Raw genomic sequence first — 20,768 nt, forward strand, 5'->3', positions numbered from 1 at the left:
TCAGAGCTTGTAGAAGCGCTTGATTGCGTCCCATGCGTCGTCGGGCGCGTCGACGTATTCGAAGAGCTTCACGTCGCCCGGCGAGATCACGCCTTCATCGACCAGGAAGTCGAAGTCGATCATCCGCTTCCAGTAGTCCGAGCCGAACAGCACGATCGGCACGGGCTTGGACTTCTTGGTCTGCACCAGCGTGATGACTTCGAACAACTCGTCCAGCGTGCCGAAGCCGCCCGGGAACGCTACCAGCGCCTTCGCACGCATCATGAAATGCATCTTGCGGATCGCGAAGTAATGGAACTTGAAGCTCAGCGCGGGCGTGACGTAGGGGTTGGCTTCCTCCTCCATCGGCAGCGCGATCGCCAGGCCCACCGAAATGCCGCCGCCTTCGTGCGCGCCGCGGTTGGCCGCCTGCATGATGCCGGGGCCGCCGCCGGTGCAGACGAAGAGCTTGTCCTGCGGCTCCTTGCCGTTGCTGTATTGCGCGACCAGCTTGCCGAAGGCGCGGGCCTTTTCGTAGTAGTGCGAGCTGCGCGCCAGGCGCCGCCAGCGCTCGGCGGCCACCGTGTCGCCCGCGGCCTCGGCCTGCGCGATCATGGCGGCGGAGTCTTCCTCGCTGCGAAAGCGGGCGCTGCCGAAGACCACCACGGTGTTCTCGATGCCATGCGCGCGCTGCTCGACGTCGGGCTTCATCAGCTCCAGCTGCATGCGGATGCCGCGCGTCTCGCGTCGCAGCAGGAATTCGGGATCGGCGAAGGCGATGCGCGAGGGATCGGGGTCCAGCGGCAGGCCCTTGTCGGAATGCGCGCGGAGCGTGGCCCAGGCGTCGGCCAGGCGTTTGTCGTGAAGATCGTGCGTGTTGTTCATGAAGGACTCGGACAGGAAGACCCGATGGATTGTGCAGCGTTGCAATCGCCGTGCCCAAGAAACGAAAAAGGCCCCTTGCGGGGCCTTTCTTCAGAGAGGGTTGCCGGCCGGAAGGCCGGGAACACTCAGACGCGCTTGCGGTATTCGCCGGTGCGGGTGTCGATTTCGATCTTGTCGCCTTGCGAGACGAAGAGCGGAACCGGCACTTCGAAGCCGGTGGCGATCTTGGCGGGCTTCAGGACCTTGCCCGAGGTGTCGCCCTTGACGGCCGGCTCGGTCCAGGTGATTTCGCGCTCCACGCTGGTGGGCAGTTCGACCGAGATGGCCTTGCCGTCGTAGAACACCACTTCGACGGCCATGCCGTCTTCCAGGTAGTTCAGCGCGTCGCCCATGTTCTCGGCTTCGACTTCGTACTGGTTGTAGTCGGCGTCCATGCAGACGTAGAGCGGATCGGCGAAGTAGGAGTAGGTGCAGTCCTTCTTCTCGAGCACGATCTGGTCGATCTTGTCGTCGGCCTTGAAGACCACTTCGGTGTTGAAGTTGGCCACCAGGCTTTTCATCTTCATGCGCACGGTGGCGGAGTTGCGGCCGCCGCGGCTGTATTCGGTCTTGAGGACGACCATCGGGTCCTTGCCGTGCATGATGACGTTGCCGGCGCGGATTTCTTGAGCGATTTTCATAACAGGTTCTCTGGATGTTGGCCGCTCGGTGCACGGGGCATTCTCTCGACATCCGGCGGCGTTCGAAACGCGCTTGCCGGAGTGTCTGGCCCCGCGGTACATGTCCCGCGGCAGGTTTGGCGGAGAGCATCTCGGGTCCTGACGACCCGGGCCGAAATCCGCAAAGCCCGCTATTTTAGCTTTTTTGGGCGATCAGATGCCGCAGTTGGGTGACCAGATCGTCCTGGGCGCGCAGCGCCGCGCGCCCGGCCAGCACCGTTTCCCGCCATGGGCCCTGCGTTTCCAGGTGGGGCAGGGGGCCGTCGCCGAACCCGTTCCAGACGTGGTGAAAACGCCTCAGCGAGGGCGGGGCGCCGAGCCAGTCGAGCCAGGCGTTGAGCTTGGCGTGGTGGGCGTCGTCGTCCTGCGGGTAGATCTGCCAGACCGTCGGCGCGCCGGCCCAGAGGGCGCGCACGAGCGAATCCTCGCCGCGCACGAAATTCAGGTCGCAGGCCCAGAGCAGGTGGTCGAAATCCGGCTGCGTGAGGTAGGGAAGGTATGAAATCGATAGCGCGCCGTGCCCATGGGGCGCCGGGCTCTCCGGCGAAATGTTCGACAAATGGGCTTTCACGGCATTGGCGGCGCGGCCCGCTGTCACCAGCAGCCGCGTGGGTTCCGGGCCGTCGGCGAACTGGGTCAACAGATCCGCCAGCGCCGAAGGCTCATAGCAGAAGAGAGAAACGAGACGCTCGCCCTCCGTCCACGGAATCTGCTGCGCCGCCAGCCATTGCGCACGGTCGAAGCGCGCTTGCCGTTCCAACAGATCGGGCTCCCGCAGCAGCCCGCCGGTCGCGGGCGTGAAGCCCGGATAGAAAAAGCGCTTGGTCAGCCCGGCGCCCGGCCCCTTGAACACCGGCGAGGGCAGGCCGTGCAGGCGCTCGACGTACGGCTCGGCCGACAGGTATTCGAGATTGATCCAGGACCGCGGCCCGCCGGCGCTCGATGCCTCGGCAAATCGCGCGATCAGTTCCGGCGCCGGCTCGCAGCCGAAGGCCTCGACCAGCACATCCGGCGCCGACTCCGCCGCAGCCTGCTGCACCGCGGCCGCGTCGAGCCAGTCGATCACCTGCACGCCTTCGCAGCCCGTGGGCGCCATCCAGTGCAGCGCCGTCGCGTCGTCGATCCACAGCCGCACGCGTTCGCCGAGCGCGGCCAGTTGGGAGCCCAGCCGCCAGCACACGCCCAGGTCGCCGTGGTTGTCGATGACCTTGCAGAAGATGTCCCATTGCATGCGCGTGCCCATGGCCGCGAGTGTGCCCGTCTTCGGGGGCTGTTCGGCGCCCGGCTTGCTATGCTGGCCGCACAACAACCACCGGAGAGAGAAAGACCATGAGGATGCAGAACCGTTCGCAGTTTCCCCATCGTTGCGCGAAGACCGTGCTCGCCCTGTCGCTGGCCCTGTGCGGCCTCGCCGGCATAACCGGTGCGTCGGCCCAGACGAGCACCGCGCCGCAGTCGCTCACGCCGCAGCAGCAGCGCTTCCACGACATCTACAAGGAGCTCATCGAGATCAACACCACCCACTCGACCGGTGACAACACGCTGGCCGCGCGCGCCATGGAAAAGCGCCTGGTCGAATCGGGCTTCGCGCCCGGCGACATCCAGATCTTCGAACCCTTCCCGAAGAAGGGCAACCTGGTGCTGCGCTTCAAGGGCAACGGCAGCAAGAAGCCGCTGCTGCTGCTGGCGCACATCGATGTGGTCGAGGCCCGGCGCGAAGACTGGAAGACCGACCCCTTCAAGCTGCAGGAAACCGGCGGCTACTTCACCGCGCGCGGCTCCATCGACGACAAGGCCATGGCCTCGGCGCTGGTCTCGGTGCTCGGGCAGCTCAAGCAGGAGGGCTTCAAGCCCAGCCGCGACATCATCCTGGCGCTGACCGCCGACGAGGAGCGCGGCGATGCGCTGAGCAACGGCGCCTTCTGGCTCATCAGCAACAAGCCCGAGCTGCTGCAGGCCGAGTTCGGCATCAACGAGGGCGGCGGCGGCGAACTGCGCGGCGGCAAGCCGAACCTGCATCGCATGCAGGTGGCCGAGAAGATGTACACCACCTACATGCTGGAGGCGCGCGACGTGGGCGGCCACAGCTCGGTGCCGACGAAGAACAACCCGATCTACGCGCTCTCGGCGGGGCTGGAGCGGCTGGGCAACTACGCCTTCCCGATCAAGCTCGCGGACGTCACCAAGACCTACTTCGCGCGCAGCGCGCCGTTCGCCACCGGCCAACTGGCCGACGACATGCGCGCCATCGGCACCGGCAACCCCGATGCGGGCGTGCTGGAGCGCATGACGGCCAACCCGGCCTACAACGCGCAGCTGCGCACCACCTGCGTGGCGACGATGGTGCAGGCCGGCCACGCCGAGAACGCGCTGCCGCAATCGGCCAAGGCCACGGTCAACTGCCGCATCCTCCCGCACGACGACCCCGACGAGGTCGAGCGCCTGCTGACCCAGGCCGTGGGCAACGACAAGATCGTGGTGCGCAACATGGGCAAGCCGCTGCGCAGCCCGGCGTCGCCGCTGAACGGCGACCTGGTGAAGACGGTGGAATCGCTCACGCAGCAGATGTGGCCCGGCGTGCCCGTGGTGCCCGCGATGAGCACCGGCGCCACCGACAGCCGCTTCATGCGCAATGCCGGCATCCCGATGTACGGCGTGACCGGCATGTTCCTGGAGCCGGCCGATGCGCGCGCGCACGGGCTGGACGAGCGCATCGAGATTCAGCGGCTGTACGACGGGCGCGAGTTCCTGTACCGGCTGGTGTCGGAAGTCGCGAAGTAATCAGGCAAAGGGGCAGGCATCGCGCCTGCCCCTTTGTCGTCAGGGCGTGAAGGTATCGCCCAGCACGATGCCTTCGCGCCGCGGGTCCGCGCCGCCGGTGAGCACAGGTTTGCCGCCCACGGTCGTGCGGATGATGGTGCTGATGCCGCTGGACTGCGGCCCGAAGCTCACCGTGTGGCCGAGCGCGCGCAGGCCCGCGATCAGCGGGTCGTTGTTGCCCGTGTTCGAGGTGTCGATCGCCGGGTGCTCGCCGCCCACGTTGGTGCTTGGGCTGTTGGTCGCGCCGAAGTCCACCAGCGAGGTCGCCTGCTGCGCGTCGAGCCCCCAGTCGAGCGCGCCGACCACGGTCTTGACCACGTACTGGATGATCGTGCCGCCGCCCGGCGAGCCGGTGCCCATCACGAACTCGCCCATGCTGCCGTCGCCGTTCTTCCTGAACACCATCGTGGGCGCCATCGTGCTGCGCGGGCGCTTGCCCGGCGCGACGCGGTTGGCGACCTTGATGCTCGGGTCCTTGGTGTCGTTCGGGTCGGCCGAGAAATCGGTCAGCTGGTTGTTCAGCATGAAGCCCTGCGTCATGTGGAACGAGCCGAGCGTGCTTTCGACGGTGGTGGTCATCGTCACGACGTTGCCGTCCTTGTCGACGATCGTGAAGTGCGTGGTGCCGTGCTCCTCGGTCTTGTCGATGCCCAGCGGCACATTGCCCAGGTTGCCTGCCGTTGCCGTGCCCATGCTCTTGGACAGGCTGATGAGGCTTGCGCGCTGCTGCAGGTAGGGCTTGTTGAGCAGCGTGTCGACCGAGCCGCCCGGCAGCGGGATGAAATCGGTGTCGGCCACGTACTTGTCGCGGTCGGCGTAGGCCAGGCGCTCGGCCTCGCTCACCAGGTGCACGCCCATCACCGTCGGCTTGCCGCCCTCGATGTCGATGGCGGTGGGCTTGTACAGGCCCAGGTTGAAGGTCTCCAGGATGCCCAGCGCCTGCACCACGGCGATGCCGCCCGAGGACGGCGGCGACATGCTGCACACGTAGTAGTCGCGGTAGGTGCCGCAGACCGGGTCGCGGCGCTTGGCCACGTAGTTGGCCATGTCGGCCATGGTCGTCTTGCCCGGGGTGATGACGGAGCCGTCGACGGCCGCCGTGACGGCGATCTTGTCGACGATGGCCTGCGCGATCGGGCCGGTGTAGAAGGCATTGGCGCCCTCGGTGGCGAGGGTGGTCAGCGTCTGGGCGTAGGCCGGGTTCTTGAGCCTGGTGCCCAGGGCCTTGGGCGTGCCGTCGGCGTTGAAGAAGTAGGCCGTCGCCTCGGCGTCGCGCTTCAGGTTGGCTTCGGAGGAGGAAATCGCGGCGGCCATGCGGCCACCGATCGAGAAGCCGTCCGATGCCAGCGTGATGCCGTAGCTGAAGAGGTCCTTCCACGGCAGCTTGCCGTGGTCCTTGTAGGCGATGTCGAGCATGCGCACCGCGCCCGGCGTGCCGATGGAGCGGCCGCTCGCGCGCAGCGGCGAGGGCTTGGGCACGGTCTTGTCGCTGACATCGTCGATGTAGCGCAGGTAGTTCTCCGTGGCCGCGGCCGGCGCCATCTCGCGTCCGTCGTAGGCCTGCACCTTCTTCGTCTTCGCGTCGTAGTGCAGCATGAACGCACCGCCGCCCAGGCCGCTGGACTGCGGCTCGACCAGGCCGAGCACGGCCTGAACGGCCACCGCCGCATCGACCGCGCTGCCGCCGGCCTTGAGCACGTCGCAGCCCGCGCGCGTGGCCAGCGGATGGTTGGCCACCACCATGTAGTTCTTCGCATAGACCAGCTTGTGGCCGAGCACGTAGCCCGAGGCGGGCTCGGGCGCGGCGGGGTCGCCCGGATCGCCCGAACCCACCACGACCGGCGTGCCGCTGTCGCCGATCAGGCAGCCCTTGTCGGCCGGGGGCGGGGCGGGCGGCTGGTTGTTGGCCGCGTTGATGGCGGCGATCGCGGCGATGAGCGCCGCGTTGTCCTGCCCGCCACCACCACCGCCGCCGCAGCCGGCCACGCTCAATGCAAGCGCCAGGGGCGGGAGCGCCCGCCAGGCGCGCGCCTGGATCTTCTTCGTCATGGAAATCTTCCCGAGTAGTTTTGGTGAAATGACACGGGCGCTCCTCGCGCCCGTCTTCATCATCAGCACAATTCGTTCCAGCCACCTCGGGGTTTGCGCGCAGGCGTGCGACGCGGGTTCCGCGTGACGCCACAATAGCCGCCATGTCAGACGTGCATTCCGATCAACTGCTCAGCGAGGTCGCGGCGCTGCCGCAACTGCCGGGCGTGTACCGCTACTTCGACGCCGCCGGCGCGGTGCTCTACGTGGGCAAGGCGCGCAACCTGAAGAAGCGGGTCGCCAACTATTTCCAGAAGAGCCACGGCGGCACCCGCATCGGCCACATGATCTCGAAGATCGTGCGCATGGAGACCACCGTGGTGCGCTCCGAGGCCGAGGCGCTCTTGCTCGAGAACAACCTGATCAAGACGCTCAAGCCGCGCTACAACATCCTGTTTCGCGACGACAAGAGCTACCCCTACCTGAAGATCGCGTCGCACGCATTTCCGCGGCTGGCCTACTACCGCGGCTCGGTCGACAAGAAGCACCGCTACTTCGGGCCGTACCCGAGCGCCTGGGCGGTGAAGGAATCGATCCAGCTGCTGCAGAAGGTGTTCAAGCTGCGCACCTGCGAGGACACGGTGTACGCCAACCGCACGCGGCCTTGCCTGCTGTACCAGATCAAGCGCTGCACCGGCCCCTGCGTGGACTACATCACGCCCGAGGCCTACGCACAGGACGTGGCCAGCGCCGAGGCCTTCTTGATGGGCGACACGCAGCTCGTGCTCTCCCGGCTCGAGCAGCGCATGACCACGCACGCCGAGAAGCTCGAGTTCGAGCAGGCGGCGGAGTTGCGCAACCAGATGTCGGCGATCTCGCGGGTGCTGCACCAGCAGTCGATCGAAATCGCCTCGGACAAGGACGTCGACATCCTCGCGGTCAAGGTGCAGGGCGGCAAGGCCTGCGTCAACCTCGCGATGGTGCGCGGCGGGCGGCACCTGGGCGACCGGCCCTACTTTCCGGTGCACGTGGAAGACGCGGCGCAGATCCACCACGGCGAGATGGACGATGTGGAAGAGGGCGCCGCGCCGGTCGCGGCCGATCCCATCGAGGTGCAGGTGCTCGAAGCCTTCATCGCCCAGCACTACATCGACGTGCCGGTGCCGGCCACGCTGGTGCTCAGTCACCTGGTGAGCCGCGAGCTGATCGAGGCGATCTCGCTGCAGGCCGGCGGGCGCGTGACGGCCGTGTTCCAGCCGCGGGAGCAACGCCGCCACTGGCTCGAGATGGCCGAGACCAATGCCGGCCTGCAGCTGGCTCGCCTGCTGGCCGAAGAAGGCTCGCAGCAGGCGCGCACCCGCGCGCTGGTCGAGGCGCTGGAGCTCGCGTGCGACGACCTGGACAACTTCCGCGTCGAATGCTTCGACATCTCGCACACCGCGGGCGAAGCCACGCAGGCCTCGTGCGTGGTGTTCGAGCACCACACGATGCAGAACAAGGAATACCGCCGCTACAACATCGAGGGCATCACGCCCGGCGACGACTACGCCGCGATGCGCCAGGTGCTGCACCGCCGCTACGGCAAGCTGGCCGAGGCGATGGCGGCCGAGACCGAGGCGCTGCCGCCCGGCGACGCCGAGAGCGAAAACGTCGAGCCCGTCGAAGGCGCCGAGACCGGCGAGGCATCGCCCAGGACGCGGACCGCGCGCATGCCCGAACTGGTGCTGGTCGACGGCGGCAAGGGGCAGGTGTCGATGGCGCGCGAGGTGTTCAGCGAACTGGGCCTGCCGCTCTCGCTGATCGTCGGCGTCGAGAAGGGCGAGGGCCGCAAGGTCGGCCTTGAAGAGCTCGTGTTCGCCGATGGCCGCGAGAAGGTCTATCTCGGCAAGGACTCGGCTGCGCTGATGCTGGTGGCGCAGATCCGCGACGAGGCGCACCGCTTCGCCATCACCGGCATGCGGGCCAAGCGCGCGAAGGTGCGGGTGGGCGGCAGCCAGCTCGAAGACATTCCGGGCATCGGGCCGAAGCGCCGGGCACGCCTGCTGCAACGCTTCGGCGGCATCCGCGGCGTGGCCGCGGCGAGCATGGAGGACATCGCCTCGGTCGAGGGCATCGCCGCCGAACTGGCCGAGGAGATCTACAAGGCGCTGCACTGAGGCAAACACCGAGAGACGAAGCAGCCTGCGGGGTCATCCCGCCATGACACAATCAAGCGATGTTCTGGACCCTACCGACCATCATGACCTGGACGCGCATCGTCGCGATCCCATTGATCGTCGGGGTGTTCTATCTGCCGATCGCCGAGCCGATGCGCAACCTGATCGCCACGGTCATGTTCATCGTCTTTGCCGCCACCGACTGGCTCGACGGCTACCTGGCGCGCAAGCTCAACCAGACCTCTTCCTTCGGCGCCTTCCTCGATCCGGTGGCCGACAAGTTCCTCGTGTGCGCCGCGCTGCTGGTGCTGGTGCACCTGCAGCGCGCCGATGTGTTCGTGGCGCTCATCATCATCGGCCGCGAGATCGCCATCTCGGCGCTGCGCGAATGGATGGCGCGCATCGGCGCCGGCAAGAGCGTGGCGGTGCACATGATCGGCAAGGTCAAGACGACCGTGCAGATGGTCGCGATTCCCTTCCTGCTCTATGACGGGCACCTTTTCAAGGTGATCGACACGGGCCTCTGGGGCCAGTGGCTGATCTGGATCTCGGCGGTGCTCACCGTCTGGTCGATGGTGTATTACCTGCAGAAGGCCATTCCCGAGATCCGGGCCCACTCCAAATGACGGTGGCCGCCGCGGCACGTGGCTCGGGCTGGATCCGGGCCATGCCGGCAGTCTTCGTGCTGATCTGGAGCACGGGCTTCATCGTTGCGCGCTACGGCATGCCGTATGCGCCGCCCCTCAAGTTCCTCGCCGTGCGCTATGCGCTCTCGCTCGTGTGCTTCGGCGCGTGGGTGGCGCTCGCGCGGGTCGCGTGGCCGAAGGAGCGCGCGCAGTGGGGGCACCTCGCCATCACGGGCGTGTTGATGCAGGCGGGGTATCTGGGCGGCGTCTGGGCGGCGGTGCATGCGGGCATGGGCGCGGGGCTCGTGGCGTTGCTGGTCGGCATCCAGCCGGTGCTCACCGCGATCTGGCTGTCGTTCAACGGCGGGCGCATTTCGAAGCGGCAGTGGGCCGGCCTCGTCCTGGGTTTCGCGGGCCTCGTGCTCGTGGTCTCGCGCAAGTTCGGGCAGGGCGCCGAGGTCAATGCGCTGACGTTGGGGCTCGCAGTCTTCGCGCTGCTTTCGATCACGGCGGGCACGCTGTACCAGAAGCGCTTCGTCGCGCCCTGCGACGTGCGCAGCGCGAGCGCGGTGCAGATGGCCGCGGCGCTGCTGGTGACTCTGCCCTTCGCTGCAATGGAATCGCAGGGCATCGAATGGAACGCGCACTCGACGGGCGCGATGGCCTGGTCGGTGCTGGCGCTGTCGCTCGGCGGGAGCTCGCTGCTCTACATGCTGATCCAGCGCGGCACGGCCACGGCGGTCACGAGCCTGCTTTATCTGGTGCCGCCCTGCACCGCGGTGATGGCGTGGCTGCTGTTCGCCGAGCCGATCACGCTCACGACGCTGCTGGGCATCGGGCTCACCGCGATCGGCGTGAGCCTGGTGGTGCGCAGCGAGCGCTGAACTTCAGCGCGCGCCGGTCTTTGCCGGCTTCCACGGCTCGCCGCGAAACTGCTCCGCGAGGTGATCGAGCAGGAGGCGCACGCGGCGCGGCGTCTTCGGCCGCCACGGCGCGACCCAGTGGATGTCGGCATCGGGCATCGCGTACTGCGGCAGCACGCGCACCAGCTCGCCGCTCGCCAGTTGCGGTGCGATGTCCCAGAGGCTGCGCAGCATGATGCCGTGGCCCGCCATGCACCAGTCGCGCACCATCTCCCCCGAATTGCTCGCGAGCGGCCCTTGCACGCGAACGCGCGCCGTGCTGCTGTCGCGCGCATGGCGCAATGTCCAGAGCGCGAACTGGCGCTGGTTGACTTCGCCGTTCTCACGCGCGACGAGGCACGCGTGCGCGGTGAGCGCATCGACCGTGGCCGGCATGCCGTGCCGCGCGATGTACGAGGGCGCGGCCGCCAGCACGCGCTGGTTGCGCGCGATGCGCCGCGTGACCCAGTCGGCCGCGCGGTGCTGCTGCACGGCCCACAGCCAGAGCGCGCCGTCGTAGCCCTCGGCGCCCAGATCGGGCAGGTGCTCGGTCAGCAGCAGCTCGATCTGCAGGGCAGGGTGCCGGGCCTGGAAGGCCGCCAGCGCCGGACCGAGCCAGCGCCTGCCGAAGCCGAAGGTGGCCGCAAGGCGGATCGTGCCGACCAGTTCGTTCTGCCGCTCGCCCAGCTCGCTTTCGAGCGCCGCGAAGCCTTCGAGCAGTGCGCGCGCATGCAGGCACACCGCCTCGCCCTCGGCCGTGACGCTGAGCCGGCGCGTGGTGCGGTCGAACAGCCGCTGCCCGAGCCGCCCCTCGAGCGCACCGAGCCGCTTGGTGATGACCGAGGGCACGACATCGAGCGTGGCGGCCGCGCCGGCGAGGCTGCCCTGGTCGCGAATTGCCAGCACCAGTTCGAGATCGCTGCGTTCCAGCGAGGAGGGATTCATGCCAATCCGGAAAGTATGAATTGGCCGATTGTTGCTTGATGATCGCCGGGGCGCAACGCACAATCGTTCCGTGACTGCCTCCTTCCTCAGCTTTCCCTCCTTCGACATCGAGCGCAACGGCGTGCGCATCCATGGCCGCATCGGTGGCAAGGGGGCGCCGTTGCTCCTGCTGCACGGCCATCCGCAGACGCATGCGATCTGGCATCGCGTGGCACCGCAACTGGCCGAGCGCTTCACCGTGGTCGCGGTGGACCTGCGCGGCTACGGCGACTCGGGCCGGCCCGCGGCCGATGCAGAGCATGCGGTCTACAGCAAGCGCGAGATGGCGCTCGATGCGCTCGCCGCCATGCGGCATCACGGCTTCGAGCGCTTCGGCGTGTTGGCGCACGACCGCGGTGCGCGGGTGGCGCACCGGCTCGCCGCGGACCATTCTTCGGCGGTCGAGCGCATGCTGCTGCTGGACATCGCGCCCACGCTCGCGATGTACGAGAACACCTCCGAGGCCTTTGCCAAGGCCTACTGGCACTGGTTCTTCCTGATCCAGCCGCCGCCGTTGCCCGAGGCGCTGATCGCCTCCGATCCGGTGCGCTACGTGCGCAGCGTGATGGGTGGGCGGCATGCGGGCCTCGCGCCTTTCGCGCCCGAGGTGCTGGCCGAGTACGAGCGCTGCGCGCGCATCCCGGGCACGGCCGAATCCATCTGCGAGGACTACCGCGCCTCCGCAACCATCGACCTCGTGCACGACCGCGCGGACATCACCGCCGGCCGCAAGCTCGCGCAGCCGCTGCGCGTGCTGTGGGGCGAGCACGGCGCGGTAGGCAAGTGCTTCGACGTGCTCGCGCTGTGGCGCGCGTGCGCCGATGACGTGTCGGGCCGCGCGCTGCCATGCGGCCACTATGTTCCCGAAGAAGCCCCGGCCGAATTGCTCGCCGAGGCACTCGCGTTCTTTTCACCTCTCCAACCATCTCTTCCGCAGACAGGAGCCATTCCATGAGCACCCACAGAATCGCAGTCATCGCCGGCGACGGCATCGGCAAGGAAACCATGCCCGAGGGCCTGCGCGTGGTCGACGCGGCGGCGCGCAAGTTCGGCATCGACCTGAAGTTCGACCACTTCGATTTCTCCAGCTGGGACTACTGCGAGAAGCACGGCAAGATGCTGCCCGACAACTGGAAGGACCAGATCGGCGGCCACGACGCGATCTTCTTCGGGGCGGTCGGCTGGCCCGAGAAGATTCCCGACCACGTGTCGCTCTGGGGCTCGCTCCTTTTGTTCCGCCGCGAGTTCGACCAGTACATCAACCTGCGTCCCGCGCGCCTCATGCCCGGCATCGTCGCGCCCGTGGTGCGCCGCGACGGCACGCCGCGCCAGCCCGGCGAGATCGACATGTACATCGTGCGCGAGAACACCGAGGGCGAGTACTCCAGCATCGGCGGGCGCATGTACGAAGGCACGCCGCGCGAGATCGTGGTGCAGGAAACCGTGATGTCGCGCATCGGTGTCGACCGCGTGCTCAAGTTCGCATTCGAGCTTGCGCAGTCGCGGCCGAAAAAGCACCTGACGAGCGCCACCAAGTCGAACGGCATCTCGATCACCATGCCCTACTGGGACGAGCGCGTGGCCGAGATGGCCAAGAACTACACGGGCGTGAAGCTGGACAAGTTCCACATCGACATCCTCACCGCGCACTTCGTGCAGCGCCCCGATTTCTTCGACGTGGTGGTCGCGAGCAATCTCTTCGGCGACATCCTCTCGGACCTCGGCCCGGCCTGCACCGGCACCATCGGCATCGCGCCGAGCGCCAACCTGAACCCCGAGCGCACCACGCCGTCGCTGTTCGAACCGGTGCACGGCTCGGCGCCGGACATCGCCGGCAAGGGCATCGCGAACCCGATCGGGCAGATCTGGTGCGGCGCGATGATGCTCGAATTTTTGGGTCACAAGGATGCGCACGACGCGATCCTCTCGACCATCGAGCGGGTGCTCGCGCCCCAAAGCGGAGCACCGCGTACGCCAGATATCGGTGGCACGGCAAGTACCAGCGACCTCGGGAAGGCGATCGCTGAAGCGCTTTGAAAAGTACTTCACGAAACGTCCCGGAAAGTGCGCAACGAAACGCCCCTAAAATCGCGCGCTCCGCTGTTCTGCATGGCCTCGTGTCTTATTGACACCCTGCAGGGCAGTGGTTGTAATCCTCGCTGGCAGTGCGCTGCCGAGGCGTCAGGCCTGCCAAGCTCTTGAGTCGCACCCACCCGCGGCCAGGTCGCAGCTGACGAAAGCCGACCAACTTTTTCTCTACAAGGGGCCCTTGTGAACAAGACCGAACTGATTGAGCACATCGCAAAGAACGCCGATATTTCCAAAGCAGCTGCCACCCGCGCGCTCGAATCCACCATCGGCGCCATTCGTACCACGCTCAAAAAGGGCGGCTCCGTGTCGCTCGTCGGTTTCGGCACTTTCGCAGTGGGCAAGCGGGCCGCCCGCACCGGCCGGAATCCCCGCACCGGCGACGCGATTAAAATCAAGGCAGCCAAGATTCCGAAGTTCCGTCCGGGCAAGGCGCTGAAAGACGCGCTCAACTAGGACGTAGACTCGGAGAGTATTCCGGTGGGGTGCTTAGCTCAGTTGGTAGAGCGGCGCCCTTACAAGGCGTAGGTCGGGGGTTCGAGCCCCTCAGCACCCACCACCACCCAGATGCAAAGGCGAACACCAGTTCGCCTTTTTTATTGCCGTCCGACTTCCGTCGAAAAAGAGTGTTCAAGCATGTTTGATTTCTTCCGCAAGTACAACAAGATCGTCATGATTTTCTTGTTCTTGCTGATCATTCCCTCGTTCGTGCTCTTCGGTGTGGAGCGTTACCAGGGCTCCGGCCGCGACGAGAAGGTTGCCCACATCGAAGGCGGCGACATCACCAAGCCCGAGTGGGATCAGCAGCACCGCATCGAGACGGACCGCATCCGCCAGCAGTCGCCCAACGTCGATCCGACGGTGCTCGATTCGGACGCCCTGCGCTATGCCACGCTGGAGCGCATGGTGCGCGACCGCGTGCTGGCCGCAGCCGCCGCCAAGGCGAACATGACCGTCTCCGAAGACCGCCTCGCGCGGATCTTCGCGCAGGACCAGGGCCTCGCGTCCTTCCGCACGCCCGACGGCAAGTTCGACCGCGAGACCTTCCTGCGCGTGACGGGCCGCACGCCCGAGCAGTACGAAGCCTCGGTGCGCGCCGACATGTCCACGCAGCAGGTGCTGCTGGGCGTCTCGGGCACGGCCCTCACGCCGCCTGCGCTGGTGGCCGCCACGGTCAACGCCTTCTATGACCGCCGCGAGATCCAGGTCGCGCGCTTCGCGCCCGAGAGCTTCGCCTCGAAGGTGACCGTGAGCGATGCAGACATCGAGGCCTACTACAAGGACCACACCTCGCAGTTCCAGGCGCCCGAGCAGGCCAGCATCGAATACCTCGTGCTCGACCTGGACGCGGCCAAGAAGAACATCTCGGTGAACGAGGCCGATCTCAAGAATTACTACGACCAGAACAAGGAGCGCTTCGGCACGAAGGAAGAGCGCCGTGCGAGCCACATCCTGATCACCGCGCCGGCCAGCATGTCCGCCGGCGATCGCGAGAAGGCCAAGGCCAAGGCCGAGCAACTGCTCGCCGACGTGAAGAAGGCACCGAACACCTTCGCCGACGTGGCGCGCAAGAACTCGCAGGACCCGGGCTCGGCCGAGAAGGGCGGCGACCTGGATTTCGTCACCAAGGGCGCGATGGTCAAGCCGTTCGAAGACGCGATGTTCGCGCTGAAGAAGGGCGAGATCAGCAGCCTCGTGGAGACCGAGTTCGGTTATCACATCATTCATCTGACCGACATCAAGCCGGCCGTGGTGCCGCCCTTCGAGCAGGTGCGCGCCACCATCGAGAACGAAGTTCGCGCCGCGCAAGCCACGCAGGAATTCGCGAAGGCCGCCGAGACCTTCACCGATGCCGTGTACCAGCAGCCCGACAGCCTCAAGCCCGCCGCGGAAAAGCTCAAGCTCACGATCCAGACCGCGACCAATGTCCCGCGCATCCCCGCGCCGGGCGCCAAGGGCCCGCTGGCCAGCCGCAACTTCCTGAGCGCGCTGTACGCGAGCGACTCGCTCGAGCGCAAGCAGAACACCGAAGCGGTCGAGGTCGGCTCCAGCCAGCTCGCCTCGGGCCGCGTGACGCAGTACACGCCCGCGCATCCGATCCCGCTGGCCGAGGTCAAGGACAAGATCCGCGCGCAGCTCATCACCGAGCGTGCCGCGGTGCTGGCCAGGACCGAAGGCGAAGCCAAGCTCGCGGCCTGGACCACCAAGGCGGACGGCGCGACATTCGCTGCGCCGGTCACGGTCTCGCGCATCGATGCGCAATCGCAGCCTGTTCCGGTGATCGATGCCGCGCTGCGCGCCGATGCCACCAAGCTGCCTTCGCTGGTGGGCGTGGACCTGGGCACGCAGGGCTATGCGGTGGTTCGCGTGACCAAGGTGGTCCCGCGCACGCCGCCGCCACCCGAGCAGGCGCAGCAGGAAAGCGCGCAGGTCGGCCAGTCGGTGACCGCCGCCGAGGCCGCCGCCTACTACAACCTGCTGAAGGAACGCTTCAAGGCCGAGATCCTCGTGCCGAAGCCGGCGGACACGCTGCCTGTCGCTTCCGCGCGCTGACGCAAGGCACTGCGCAAAGAGAACGCCCGGGTCGATGACCCGGGCTTTTTTTTGGTCGCACGAGGGACAAGCGCCGCTCCCGCTTCTTGCCAGAATCCGGCGCATGGGAACCCTCTACCTCGTGCGCCACGGACAGGCCAGTTTCGGCGCTGCCGACTATGACAACCTGAGCGAGCTCGGACACCGCCAGTCCGTGCGCCTGGGCGAGTACTGGCGCGAGCGCGGCATGGCGTTTGATGCCGTCATCACCGGCACCTTGAAGCGCCATCGCCAGACCTGGGAGGGCATCGCCAAGGGCCTGGGCCTCGAGCGCGACGACGTGCTGCCGTGGCCCGGGCTCAATGAGTACGACAGCGAGGCGGTCATCGCCACGATCCACGAAGGTAAGCTCGAGAAGCCCGACTCACCCGAGATGTACCGCCATCACTTCCGCCTGCTGCGCGAAGGCCTGGGCGCCTGGATGCAGGGCAAGACAGCGCCGGTCGGCATGCCGAGCTATGTCGACTTTTTGGCCGGCGTGACGACGGCCCTCGACCACGTGCGCGACCGGCACCATGGCGCGAAGGTGCTGGTGGTGTCCAGCGGCGGGCCGATCAGCACCGCGGTCGGCCATGTGCTGGGCACGAGCGCGGAGACCACCATCGAGCTCAACCTGCGCATCCGCAACACCTCGGTGACCGAGTTCGCCTTCACGCCGAAGCGGCACATGCTCGTGACGTACAACACGCTGCCGCATCTGGATGGCCCGGCGTACGAGGACTGGGTCACCTACTCCTGATATTTCCGATGCGCGCTGCGCGGCGCATCAGGCCTGCCAGACGCCGTAGCCGGCCTTGCGCAGCGCGATGCCGAGGTCGACCTCCATCAGGCGTGCGTCGTCATAGGGCATCGGGTTGTAGCGCTCGTAGAGCGCGGGCAGCAGGCGCAAGCCGAACTCCTGCACGAAGCTGTTGGCCTGGATGCCGGCCTTGTGCTTGTCGAAGCGGATGTCGGGGTCCAGGCCGGTCATGCCGACATAGACGAAGGGCTTGCCGAGCTGGTAGTCGGGGTTGGCGCGCCTGAAACGGCTGCTGTTCCACACGCGATCGTCGAGTTCGACCACATAGACGTGGTGCCTGGCGCGTGGCTTGCGGGGCATGGGATTCGCGACCTCGCCGCGCTGCGCGCGCGCCGGCAAGGTCGCGCGGGGAATCAGCTCTTGCGCTTGATCAGGCCGTAGAGGATCAGCAGCACGATCGCGCCCAGCACGGAGGCGATGAAACCGGCGCCCTGGCCCGCGGTGTACCAGCCCATGGCCTGGCCGACGTAGGTGACGATCAGCGAGCCCGCGATACCGATCAGCGTGGTGACGATGAAGCCGGCGGAATCGTCGCCCGGCTTGACGGCGCGTGCCACCAGACCCACGACGAACCCGATCAGAATAGTCCAGACGATGCTCATGAAGAAATTCCTTTGGTGGTGAAGTGGAAGTGGCGAAAAGCCGCGCCCGTCTGCGCGGGCCGCGTCGATGATAGCGGAGCCATTCGAGCCGCCGCACCCGCAGTTCGCATCGGCGCCGGCGAACGAGAATTTCTGCCGCAGGGCGGCGGCAAGCGCGGCGGCGAGGGCGCTGCGGCGTCCTACAGCGCGCGCTGGCATGCGGGGCTATACCGGATGCATGCTTGAAAAACTACCCGAAGCTGTCGGCCGCGCGCTGCACGGTGTGCGCGCCGGCCTGGACAACATCGTGTTCAACACGCTCGGCCTGCGCGAAGGCATGGCATCGATCGCGCTGACCAGCGTGGCATTCGCCGACCATGCGCCGATGCCGCCGCGCTACACGGCCGATGGGGACGGTGTCTCGCCGCCTTTGCAATGGACGGGGTTGCCTTCGGGGGCCGCGTCGCTGGTGCTGATCGTCGAAGACGCCGACTCGCCCACGCCGAATCCGCTGGTGCATGCCATCGTGGTCGGCCTGGGGCCTGGAGACGACAGGTTGGTCGAGGCCGCCATTCCGAGCAGCGACCAGGAAGGCGCCGGCTTGCACGTCGGGCGCAATTCGAGCCTGCAGGCGACCTGGCTGCCGCCGGACCCGCCGCCCGGCCACGGCGTGCATCGCTACGCCTTCCAGCTGTTCGCGCTCGACAATGTTCCGGTGTTTTCCGAGGAGCCGGGCCGCGACGAGGTATTCGGTGAATTGCGCGATCACGCCATGGCCAGCGGCCTCTTGATCGGCACGTGCGAGCGATCCGATGGCTCTATCAAGATAGAAGAGGGCGTCGCGGCTTCCGGCCCTTCCGGTCCTTTGGCGGCGGGCTGAATGTGAATTTCAAGCCACGGCGCAGGCCGGTCAAGCCGAAACGGCGATTTTTGACGCTACAATTGCTGGCTCTGCGGTGGCTGTAGCTCAGCTGGTAGAGTCCCAGATTGTGATTCTGGTCGTCGTGGGTTCGAGTCCCATCAGCCACCCCAAAAAATATCTCCCTGCCGCTATTGCTCAATAGCATTCAAGGGATTCCAACGCCGGGTTTACCCGGCGTTGTCATTTCCGGCGCACTGCTCGCTGCAGCAGTTGCCCTCAGTCTTTTTCCCCTGTTCTCCCTCGATATACGCCGCCAAAACGGTGCGCTTTCCGTTGCGCGCTGTTGCATTGATCCATTGGGTGTCCATTTTTTCTGCGGCCGATGCACTTGTGGCAAATGCAAATTGAATTAAAATCCACCCGTTTTCAATTTTCAGGAGTCCAACAATGGCTTCGACACTCGCCGATATCAATTCCCAGATCAAGAAGCACGACGAGCAGATTGCGCAATTGCGCAAGCAGGCCGAAGACCTGCGCAACCAGGAACGCTCGGGCGTGATCGAGGAGTTGCGCAAGAAGATCGCGGAATTCGGTTTGACCGCTTCCGACCTGAAACTCGGTGGCCGTGGCGCCGCCGCCAAGCGCACTGCGGGTACCGCAGCACCCAAGGCAGCTGCCAAATACCGCGGCCCGACGGGCGAAACCTGGTCCGGTGGCCGTGGCCGCAAGCCCCGCTGGGTGACCGAAGCATTGGCTGCCGGCAAGTCGCTTTCCGATTACGAGATCAAGTAAGCGCCGCGAATCGCCGAACTTTTATCAATAAAAAAGCCCGCATGCGCGGGCTTTTTTATTGGGTGCTGAAACGCGCGTCGCTCAGTTCACCATCACGAGTTTTCCTTTGACGCCGCGCGAACCCATGTGCGCATACGCGGCCTTCAATTCGGCCATCGGCATCGTGCTGTCGATCACGGGCTTGATCTTTCCCTGGCCGTACCACTGCGCCAATTCGGCCATCATCTGCGCATTGGCCTTGGGTTCGCGGCGGGCGAAATCGCCCCAGAACACGCCCACGAGCGAAGCGCCTTTCAACAGCGTCAGATTCAATGGCAGCGATGGAATGGGGCCCGATGCAAAACCCACCACCAAATAGCGGCCGCGCCAGCCAATGGAGCGAAAAGCCGGCTCTGCAAAATCGCCGCCCACCGGGTCGTAAATCACATCGGGGCCCTTGCCGTCGGTTGCCGCTTTGACCGCATCGCGAAAACCATTGGGGAGGGCGTGCGTCGTGTAGTTGATCGTCGCGTCGGCGCCAATGGAACGGCAGAGTTCGCATTTCTCGTCGGTGGAGGCCGCTGCAATCACCTTGGCGCCGGCGGCCTTTGCGATCTGGATGGCTGCAGTTCCCACGCCGCCCGCCGCGCCGAGCACCAGCACGGTTTCGCCGGCCTTGAGCTGCGCGCGGTCCATCAGTGCATGCCACGAGGTGGCGTAGATCATGATGAACGCGGCTGCATCGACATGGCCGAAGCCCTCGGGCAGCGGCATGCACAACGCGGCAGGGGCGATCGTGTGGGTGCCGAAGCCCCCGGTGCCCGAAAGGCACGCCACGTTCTGGCCCACCTTCAGGTGCGTGACGCCTTCGCCGACCGCCTGGATGACACCCGCATATTCCGAGCCGGGAACGAAGGGCAGGGGCGGCTTCATCTGGTACTTGTTCTGCACGATCAGCAGGTCGGGGAAATTCAGGCTCGCGGCCTTGATCTCGATCAGCACCTGCCCCGGGCCCGGCGTGGGCGTCGGCAGTTCTTTCCAGGTGAGCGCGTCGACGCCAACGGGGTTTTCGCAAAGCCATGCGTGCATGCTCGGGTCTCCTTCGGATGGGTAATGTTGAGGCAATGACTGCGGGCATGATAGGGGCCGCGGCAGGGCGTCCTTGTCCCTGCTGCGACGCACCCGACGCCTACAATCCGGTGCATCGAAAAGCACCATGAAGATACTTATTTCCAATGACGATGGCTTCCAGGCGCCCGGCATCGTCGCACTGCACGACGCGCTCAAGGACATCGCCGACGTCGAGGTGGTCGCACCCGAACACAACAACAGCGCCAAGTCGAACGCGCTCACCCTGGCAGCCCCGCTCTACGTGCACAAGGCGCACAACGGTTTTCGCTACGTGACGGGCACGCCGGCCGATTGCGTGCACATCGCGCTCAAGGGCCTGCTCGACTATCGGCCCGACCTCGTGGTCTCGGGCATCAACAACGGCGCCAACATGGGCGACGACACCATCTATTCGGGCACCGTCGGTGCGGCCATGGAGGCTTACCTCTTCGGCATTCCTGCCATCGCCTTCTCGCAAATCGAAAAGGGCTGGGCGCACGTGGATGCGGCCGCGCAGGTCGCGCGCCGCCTGGTGCAGCAGATCGAGCGCGAGAAGATGATCGGCGGCCCCGCCTTCCTGCTCAACGTGAACGTGCCGAACCGGCCGTTCGACGAGCTCAAGCCGGTGAAGGTCTGCCGCCTCGGCCGCCGTCACGCGGCGGAGAAAGTCATCACGCAGGACAGCCCGCGCGGCGAGACGATGTACTGGATCGCGGGCGCAGGCGGCGCCAAGGACAGCGGCGAGGGCACCGACTTCCACGCCACCGCCGCCGGCCACATCGCGCTCACGCCGTTGCAGATCGACCTGACCGACCACGCCAACCTGGGCCAATGGCGCGAGACGGTGGCCCGTCTTGGCAATTGAC

Annotated in this window: 20 protein-coding genes and 2 tRNA genes; 14 read left to right on the forward strand and 8 right to left on the reverse strand. The window is 66.4% G+C overall.

Going from position 1 to position 20,768, the window contains the following annotated elements:
• The 3 genes from JC881_RS21150 to earP all read right to left on the reverse strand — a co-directional run bounded on the left by JC881_RS21150 (position 1) and on the right by earP (position 2,826).
• Positions 1-864: a TIGR00730 family Rossman fold protein gene (locus JC881_RS21150; protein ID WP_198787661.1), complete on the reverse strand. Its 864-nt coding sequence runs from the start codon at positions 862-864 to the stop codon at positions 1-3.
• A 125-nt stretch (positions 865-989) separates the two neighbouring features.
• Entirely contained in the window at positions 990-1,544 is a 555-nt protein-coding gene (gene efp / locus JC881_RS21155; RefSeq protein ID WP_198787662.1) for an elongation factor P, read from the reverse strand.
• A gap of 175 nt (positions 1,545-1,719) precedes the next feature.
• A complete protein-coding gene (gene earP, locus JC881_RS21160; RefSeq protein ID WP_198787663.1) occupies positions 1,720-2,826 on the reverse strand; it encodes an elongation factor P maturation arginine rhamnosyltransferase EarP in 1,107 nt (368 codons plus the stop codon).
• 86 nt (positions 2,827-2,912) lie between these two features.
• Between earP and JC881_RS21165 the strand changes: the two genes are divergently transcribed.
• Complete coding sequence (locus JC881_RS21165) at positions 2,913-4,364, forward strand: M20/M25/M40 family metallo-hydrolase (protein ID WP_233101944.1); 1,452 nt, start codon at positions 2,913-2,915, stop codon at positions 4,362-4,364.
• 39 nt (positions 4,365-4,403) lie between these two features.
• On the opposite strand, the gene ggt is transcribed toward JC881_RS21165, so the two are convergent.
• Positions 4,404-6,452 carry a gamma-glutamyltransferase gene (gene ggt / locus JC881_RS21170; RefSeq protein ID WP_198787664.1) on the reverse strand — a complete coding sequence of 683 codons (2,049 nt, stop codon included), beginning with the start codon at positions 6,450-6,452 and terminating at the stop codon, positions 4,404-4,406.
• Positions 6,453-6,595: 143 nt separating this feature from the next.
• Between ggt and uvrC the strand changes: the two genes are divergently transcribed.
• From uvrC to JC881_RS21185, 3 genes are read left to right on the forward strand one after another with little or no spacing between them, the layout of a single operon-like run.
• A complete protein-coding gene (gene uvrC, locus JC881_RS21175) occupies positions 6,596-8,587 on the forward strand; it encodes an excinuclease ABC subunit UvrC (RefSeq protein WP_198787665.1) in 1,992 nt (663 codons plus the stop codon).
• Positions 8,588-8,646: 59 nt separating this feature from the next.
• Complete coding sequence (pgsA, locus tag JC881_RS21180) at positions 8,647-9,213, forward strand: CDP-diacylglycerol--glycerol-3-phosphate 3-phosphatidyltransferase (protein WP_198787666.1); 567 nt, start codon at positions 8,647-8,649, stop codon at positions 9,211-9,213.
• Positions 9,210-10,097, forward strand: a complete 888-nt coding sequence (locus tag JC881_RS21185) for a DMT family transporter (RefSeq protein ID WP_198787667.1) — start codon at positions 9,210-9,212, stop codon at positions 10,095-10,097. The genes pgsA and JC881_RS21185 overlap by 4 nt, the downstream gene beginning before the upstream one ends.
• A 3-nt stretch (positions 10,098-10,100) precedes the next feature.
• Here JC881_RS21185 and JC881_RS21190 read toward each other — a convergent pair whose 3' ends face one another.
• The gene (locus tag JC881_RS21190; RefSeq protein WP_198787668.1) at positions 10,101-11,060 is read right to left on the reverse strand and encodes a LysR substrate-binding domain-containing protein; all 960 of its coding nucleotides are present in this window, start codon (positions 11,058-11,060) and stop codon (positions 10,101-10,103) included.
• A gap of 70 nt (positions 11,061-11,130) precedes the next feature.
• On the opposite strand from JC881_RS21190, the gene JC881_RS21195 reads away from it, so the two are divergent.
• The 6 genes from JC881_RS21195 to JC881_RS21220 all read left to right on the forward strand — a co-directional run bounded on the left by JC881_RS21195 (position 11,131) and on the right by JC881_RS21220 (position 16,518).
• A complete protein-coding gene (locus JC881_RS21195; RefSeq protein ID WP_198787669.1) occupies positions 11,131-12,054 on the forward strand; it encodes an alpha/beta fold hydrolase in 924 nt (307 codons plus the stop codon).
• Entirely contained in the window at positions 12,051-13,136 is a 1,086-nt protein-coding gene (locus tag JC881_RS21200; RefSeq protein WP_198787670.1) for a tartrate dehydrogenase, read from the forward strand. The genes JC881_RS21195 and JC881_RS21200 overlap by 4 nt, the downstream gene beginning before the upstream one ends.
• Before the next feature lie 234 nt (positions 13,137-13,370).
• Positions 13,371-13,643 (forward strand): HU family DNA-binding protein, encoded by a 273-nt coding sequence (locus JC881_RS21205; RefSeq protein WP_007830705.1) that lies wholly within the window; start codon positions 13,371-13,373, stop codon positions 13,641-13,643.
• 27 nt (positions 13,644-13,670) lie between these two features.
• Positions 13,671-13,746 (forward strand) — tRNA-Val (locus tag JC881_RS21210).
• A gap of 77 nt (positions 13,747-13,823) precedes the next feature.
• The gene (locus JC881_RS21215) at positions 13,824-15,740 is read left to right on the forward strand and encodes a SurA N-terminal domain-containing protein (protein ID WP_198787671.1); all 1,917 of its coding nucleotides are present in this window, start codon (positions 13,824-13,826) and stop codon (positions 15,738-15,740) included.
• A 103-nt stretch (positions 15,741-15,843) separates the two neighbouring features.
• On the forward strand, positions 15,844-16,518 hold the full coding sequence (locus tag JC881_RS21220; RefSeq protein ID WP_198787672.1) for a histidine phosphatase family protein: 675 nt from the start codon (positions 15,844-15,846) through the stop codon (positions 16,516-16,518).
• Positions 16,519-16,545: 27 nt separating this feature from the next.
• Here the strand turns inward: JC881_RS21220 and JC881_RS21225 are convergent, their stop codons facing one another.
• Both JC881_RS21225 and JC881_RS21230 read right to left on the reverse strand, forming a co-directional pair.
• A complete protein-coding gene (locus tag JC881_RS21225; RefSeq protein WP_124458666.1) occupies positions 16,546-16,878 on the reverse strand; it encodes a hypothetical protein in 333 nt (110 codons plus the stop codon).
• A 53-nt stretch (positions 16,879-16,931) separates the two neighbouring features.
• On the reverse strand, positions 16,932-17,180 hold the full coding sequence (locus JC881_RS21230; RefSeq protein WP_013540415.1) for a GlsB/YeaQ/YmgE family stress response membrane protein: 249 nt from the start codon (positions 17,178-17,180) through the stop codon (positions 16,932-16,934).
• A 196-nt stretch (positions 17,181-17,376) separates the two neighbouring features.
• Between JC881_RS21230 and JC881_RS21235 the strand changes: the two genes are divergently transcribed.
• The 3 genes from JC881_RS21235 (at position 17,377) to JC881_RS21245 (ending at position 18,813) form a co-directional block, all read left to right on the forward strand.
• Positions 17,377-18,039 (forward strand): YbhB/YbcL family Raf kinase inhibitor-like protein, encoded by a 663-nt coding sequence (locus JC881_RS21235; protein ID WP_233101945.1) that lies wholly within the window; start codon positions 17,377-17,379, stop codon positions 18,037-18,039.
• A 76-nt stretch (positions 18,040-18,115) separates the two neighbouring features.
• Positions 18,116-18,191, forward strand: a tRNA-His gene (locus JC881_RS21240).
• Positions 18,192-18,468: 277 nt separating this feature from the next.
• Positions 18,469-18,813 (forward strand): H-NS histone family protein, encoded by a 345-nt coding sequence (locus JC881_RS21245; RefSeq protein ID WP_198787673.1) that lies wholly within the window; start codon positions 18,469-18,471, stop codon positions 18,811-18,813.
• Positions 18,814-18,894: 81 nt separating this feature from the next.
• Here the strand turns inward: JC881_RS21245 and JC881_RS21250 are convergent, their stop codons facing one another.
• Entirely contained in the window at positions 18,895-19,881 is a 987-nt protein-coding gene (locus JC881_RS21250; RefSeq protein ID WP_198787731.1) for an NADPH:quinone oxidoreductase family protein, read from the reverse strand.
• Between the two features lie 127 nt (positions 19,882-20,008).
• On the opposite strand from JC881_RS21250, the gene surE reads away from it, so the two are divergent.
• Positions 20,009-20,767, forward strand: a complete 759-nt coding sequence (gene surE, locus JC881_RS21255) for a 5'/3'-nucleotidase SurE (RefSeq protein WP_198787674.1) — start codon at positions 20,009-20,011, stop codon at positions 20,765-20,767.
• Position 20,768: the final 1 nt, after the last annotated feature.

The organism is Variovorax sp. IB41 (assembly GCF_016405905.1).
Taxonomy (GTDB): Bacteria; Pseudomonadota; Gammaproteobacteria; order Burkholderiales; family Burkholderiaceae_C; genus Variovorax.

What these genes read in the sequence shown, in the direction of transcription:
- JC881_RS21225 (WP_124458666.1), bottom strand. Translation starts at nt 16,878, where the DNA reads ATGCCCCGCAAGCCACGCGCCAGGCACCACGTCTATGTGGTCGAACTC.
- surE (WP_198787674.1), top strand. Translation starts at nt 20,009, where the DNA reads ATGAAGATACTTATTTCCAATGACGATGGCTTCCAGGCGCCCGGCATC.
- JC881_RS21190 (WP_198787668.1), bottom strand. Translation starts at nt 11,060, where the DNA reads ATGAATCCCTCCTCGCTGGAACGCAGCGATCTCGAACTGGTGCTGGCA.
- JC881_RS21220 (WP_198787672.1), top strand. Translation starts at nt 15,844, where the DNA reads ATGGGAACCCTCTACCTCGTGCGCCACGGACAGGCCAGTTTCGGCGCT.
- ggt (WP_198787664.1), bottom strand. Translation starts at nt 6,452, where the DNA reads ATGACGAAGAAGATCCAGGCGCGCGCCTGGCGGGCGCTCCCGCCCCTG.
- JC881_RS21215 (WP_198787671.1), top strand. Translation starts at nt 13,824, where the DNA reads ATGTTTGATTTCTTCCGCAAGTACAACAAGATCGTCATGATTTTCTTG.
- JC881_RS21165 (WP_233101944.1), top strand. Translation starts at nt 2,913, where the DNA reads ATGAGGATGCAGAACCGTTCGCAGTTTCCCCATCGTTGCGCGAAGACC.
- earP (WP_198787663.1), bottom strand. Translation starts at nt 2,826, where the DNA reads ATGGGCACGCGCATGCAATGGGACATCTTCTGCAAGGTCATCGACAAC.
- efp (WP_198787662.1), bottom strand. Translation starts at nt 1,544, where the DNA reads ATGAAAATCGCTCAAGAAATCCGCGCCGGCAACGTCATCATGCACGGC.
- JC881_RS21185 (WP_198787667.1), top strand. Translation starts at nt 9,210, where the DNA reads ATGACGGTGGCCGCCGCGGCACGTGGCTCGGGCTGGATCCGGGCCATG.
- JC881_RS21245 (WP_198787673.1), top strand. Translation starts at nt 18,469, where the DNA reads ATGGCTTCGACACTCGCCGATATCAATTCCCAGATCAAGAAGCACGAC.
- pgsA (WP_198787666.1), top strand. Translation starts at nt 8,647, where the DNA reads ATGTTCTGGACCCTACCGACCATCATGACCTGGACGCGCATCGTCGCG.
- JC881_RS21200 (WP_198787670.1), top strand. Translation starts at nt 12,051, where the DNA reads ATGAGCACCCACAGAATCGCAGTCATCGCCGGCGACGGCATCGGCAAG.
- JC881_RS21250 (WP_198787731.1), bottom strand. Translation starts at nt 19,881, where the DNA reads ATGCACGCATGGCTTTGCGAAAACCCCGTTGGCGTCGACGCGCTCACC.
- uvrC (WP_198787665.1), top strand. Translation starts at nt 6,596, where the DNA reads ATGTCAGACGTGCATTCCGATCAACTGCTCAGCGAGGTCGCGGCGCTG.
- JC881_RS21230 (WP_013540415.1), bottom strand. Translation starts at nt 17,180, where the DNA reads ATGAGCATCGTCTGGACTATTCTGATCGGGTTCGTCGTGGGTCTGGTG.
- JC881_RS21235 (WP_233101945.1), top strand. Translation starts at nt 17,377, where the DNA reads ATGCGGGGCTATACCGGATGCATGCTTGAAAAACTACCCGAAGCTGTC.
- JC881_RS21150 (WP_198787661.1), bottom strand. Translation starts at nt 864, where the DNA reads ATGAACAACACGCACGATCTTCACGACAAACGCCTGGCCGACGCCTGG.